Consider the following 3,383-nt stretch of genomic DNA (forward strand, 5'->3'; position numbering starts at 1 on the left):
GCCCTGCCAGTTGGTCTGATCCCAGAAGAGAACCATGTCTCCACGGTGAGCAACGATGTGGTCGACAACCCGGGCCGCAGTAGTGCGGCCGTTCCGCTCGCAGTAGATGCACAGCGGGTTGTCACGAAGATACTGCTCTCGAGCCTTCTGCCATCGGTAGTCGTAGCCACGTTGAGAGCTGGTCATTCCGCTTCGCCAACTGCCTGCTGTGACCACCTTGACCCGCGAGCCTGCGCTTTCCTTGATGCGCGGTCCCAGTGTCCTGAGCCTGGCCATCAGCGCACCTCGACTCTGATACCGCGCTCTATCCACCTGAATACACGGCCAAGGTCCGGCTCGCGTCCGGTGATGTGGGTCATAGCCAGGACGCCGGCCAGGTAGTACTTGAGCCACCAGCTCTGCCGACAGACGATTGTCACGGTCATACGGGCCATGGCTCACGCTCCTATCTCTTGTACCAGGTCAATTGGAAACACCAGGCATCTGTCGGCACCTCGGCAATCGGCCAGCGCAGGCAGTGCATGTGCTTGCGCTCAGGCCTAGTCCGGCTTACTCGAAGGGCCCCTGCGATGCCCTCGGCGCCGTCCACGTACAGCTTGCAAGGCGTGTAAGGTGCCTTGGCCATCAGCTAAAAGGATCAGCGGGCTTAGCGATCGAACGCACGAACCACATGAAACCTTGCTGCAGGTTGGTCTTGGCCAGAGCCAAGGTGCGCTGATCAACCCCGTGAATCTGGCCTATCTGCTTGAACAGCTCGCCGGCATCCGCTTCCAAGGCCTTGATCGAGTTCATGCCGTCGATCTCAGTCTGAGTGAGGTCGCGGTAGCCGGTGATCTTCTTGTGCTGGTTGTCCATGGTGGATCCTCGTGTGGGCGCGCCACGAAACGGCGCATCTAGGCATCGGGGCGCGACTGAGCTACTCGCCGCTCCACCCCAACAACTTCAGCTGAGCATCAATGTGCTCGAGCTCTTTCCGAAAGTAATCTGCAAGTGGATCAACAACAGCAGCAAGAACAGCCGGCTCCTGATAATCACCGGTCACCATCAATGCAACCCCGGATCCACTCAGTACCGTATCCAAGCGCCGTTGCACCTGATCACGCTTGAAAAATAGGCTGTAGGCGGTGGCAATCTGGTTTCGATTCATTGATCACCCCTGCGCCTTACGAGACAAGAACAGGTCGGAGTAGCCGCGAAGCTTTTCAACGCCCATGAACCCGACCATGCCGCCCGCGAAGGTGGCCATGCCCTGCGGCAACCCCATCCATTCGAGCAACGGCACAAGGGCCAGGGTGATGAGACCGCACAACGCACCCTCCAAGAACATCTGCCGCCGGGTGCCGCCGCCATACACCACCCGGAGGACGGCGATCGCGACTGACAAGCCAGCGGCATACAGCTGAGGCTGATGGGCCAGCACCCAGGTGAGCACAGCGGCCCACAGGCCAGGATCCTTCTCGGGCATGTTTGGCATCTCGATTCCTCCCTTTTGGGGAGCGGAGTAGGTTCGGCCCCAACAGCACTCCCAGCTCGGAGCGATGGGCGTGGGGGAGCCGAAAACGAAAAAGCCCAGCACGATGGCTGGGCTTAGAGATAGAGGAAACTCAGTTTTTGATAAGGATGTCCGACTTATCGAGCCGGGCAAGCAATTGCTCAACGATCTGGCTGTAGACCGGTTCAAAATCACCAGCTTTGACATCCTCTACAGTGAGCGGGACACCTCGGCCATTCACTTCGAATAGATATCCAAACTCGGTGAATTGGACACCCAGTTCGAAGACGTATGTGACTCGACTCGCGCGATCTTCCGATACCAACGTGAGAGCAATCGAAAAATCTACTTTGCCCTTGAGACTACTCAATTCGACCCAGCGCTTTTCTTTGAATGCACTTGCCGAACCTTCGCCCAACCTAACGTAGCGCTCACCAGCCTTGCCATCAGGGTGGTTCCATTTATCACTAGGCACGCCCAGGTATTTCCCGAACCCAGAGGCAAGCTCGCCAGCTGCTTTGGACAGCAGATAAAGCTGCCCTTGAATCGCGCTTTCGCGACTCTCGTATCGCTGTTGAAGGTCAGAATACAGAGACATAGCCAACTCCTTATGATGAGCTGGCAACATGCCACAAAGGTCAGAAACGAGCCACAAAAAAGCCCGATTGAATGGCCGGGCTTTTGATGTCCACTCCTCAGCAACGCGCAGGAATGACAGGATGGGGATAATTTCGCTCATTCGCTCACTGATGTCAACAGGCAATCACGCGGCCTCTTTCATCAGCAACCCTTCAGCCTCCAGAATCACTTTCACATCAGCCAAGGCATCATCCACCAAACCATCGAGCTTCTCGTTGATTTCAGCCCTCCAGCGGCGGCGCGTCGACTCCGGAGTGGCATCAAGGTCCCAGGTGTTCATGTCGTAGAAGCTGTCCGGCAGGATGATCACGCCCTCTTGCAAAGCCTCGATGCGCTTCTTTTCCGCCTGGCCAGCAGCAACGGCAGCATTCACTGTGGCGTCACGACGCCATGCCGATGCATCCAAAGGGATCTCAACCGACACGGAGCGCGGCGGCTTGCGGCGAGCACCCTTGAGTTTCGGGATTGCCCAGGCTGTGACTGCCTTGTAGATGAACAACTGCGAAGCCGGGCTCGCAATGCGCGGCCGAACCAGGGTAATGGCCTGAACCTTCCTCGCCTTGTTCGTGCTGTACTTAGCCACCAGGGCATCCCAATGCTGCGGCTTCAGCATGTGGTGCAGGCGTGCGGAAACCCAGAAATCGACCGAGGCCTGATCAATGTTTACGGACTGCCCGCCAAGTGACGCGAGGCATCCGCCTTCTTCCTCTGCCGATTTATACAGCTTCTGCCAGGCCTGGGCCTTCGCCGATCCCTTCTCGCCCGCCGCCAGAGCGGCAACTACTGCGCCCGATACGCTGCTGTAAATCATGTCCTTTCCCCTCAATCGCCGGTGTAGTTGGTGCCGCCGGCGCCGCGCCGGTTGCTTCCCTGATATGTAGCCTCAGGCCCGGATGCCTGAGGGTTCTTCAACTGCTCTATCTGCCGTGTCGCGGCCTGCAGCCTCAGGCTGAGCTGGGTAACCAGTTCATCCAGGGGCAGGGCCTCGCCAGTGGCTGCCTCCACCCAGCCGGAGCCATTGCAGTGGCCGCAGGGCATCTCGTAAAACAGGCTCTTTGTGACCGCTCTCCCACGGCACAAAGGGCACTTGTCCAGCTCGATCACCGCCTTCTTTAAGGACGGGCCGTGGCTCTTCCTCACTCAACTACCTCGTCAACCAGCTCGAAGCCTCGCGGCGGCCAACCGAAAAGCCGCCACATCAATTCCTCTTTCCAGGTAAGCGCACGCTGGCGACCGTAAAGGGTGGTCATGG

Annotated in this window: 8 protein-coding genes; all 8 read right to left on the bottom strand. The window is 58.3% G+C overall.

What is annotated here, in order from left to right; translation table 11 throughout:
• Positions 1-276 (bottom strand): HNH endonuclease (locus HP546_RS31185; protein WP_218584638.1); only part of this gene is annotated, 276 nt, incomplete at its 3' end.
• The gene (locus HP546_RS27935) at positions 276-434 is read right to left on the bottom strand and encodes a hypothetical protein (protein WP_172232368.1); all 159 of its coding nucleotides are present in this window, start codon (positions 432-434) and stop codon (positions 276-278) included. The genes HP546_RS27935 and HP546_RS31185, both read right to left, overlap by 1 nt.
• A 190-nt stretch (positions 435-624) precedes the next feature.
• A complete protein-coding gene (locus HP546_RS27940) occupies positions 625-855 on the bottom strand; it encodes a hypothetical protein (protein ID WP_172232371.1) in 231 nt (76 codons plus the stop codon).
• 61 nt (positions 856-916) lie between these two features.
• Positions 917-1,147, bottom strand: coding sequence for a hypothetical protein (locus HP546_RS27945; RefSeq protein WP_172232374.1), 231 nt, complete (start codon positions 1,145-1,147; stop codon positions 917-919).
• 3 nt (positions 1,148-1,150) lie between these two features.
• On the bottom strand, positions 1,151-1,474 hold the full coding sequence (locus HP546_RS27950; RefSeq protein ID WP_010952643.1) for a phage holin, lambda family: 324 nt from the start codon (positions 1,472-1,474) through the stop codon (positions 1,151-1,153).
• A gap of 130 nt (positions 1,475-1,604) precedes the next feature.
• Positions 1,605-2,231: a hypothetical protein gene (locus tag HP546_RS27955; RefSeq protein ID WP_172232377.1), complete on the bottom strand. Its 627-nt coding sequence runs from the start codon at positions 2,229-2,231 to the stop codon at positions 1,605-1,607.
• A gap of 24 nt (positions 2,232-2,255) precedes the next feature.
• On the bottom strand, positions 2,256-2,942 hold the full coding sequence (locus tag HP546_RS27960) for a hypothetical protein (protein WP_172232380.1): 687 nt from the start codon (positions 2,940-2,942) through the stop codon (positions 2,256-2,258).
• A gap of 11 nt (positions 2,943-2,953) precedes the next feature.
• Positions 2,954-3,271 carry a hypothetical protein gene (locus HP546_RS27965; protein ID WP_172232383.1) on the bottom strand — a complete coding sequence of 106 codons (318 nt, stop codon included), beginning with the start codon at positions 3,269-3,271 and terminating at the stop codon, positions 2,954-2,956.
• Positions 3,272-3,383 lie beyond the last annotated feature (112 nt).

Origin of the sequence: Pseudomonas sp. CM25, assembly GCF_013179705.1 — a bacterium.
Classification (GTDB): domain Bacteria; phylum Pseudomonadota; class Gammaproteobacteria; order Pseudomonadales; family Pseudomonadaceae; genus Aquipseudomonas.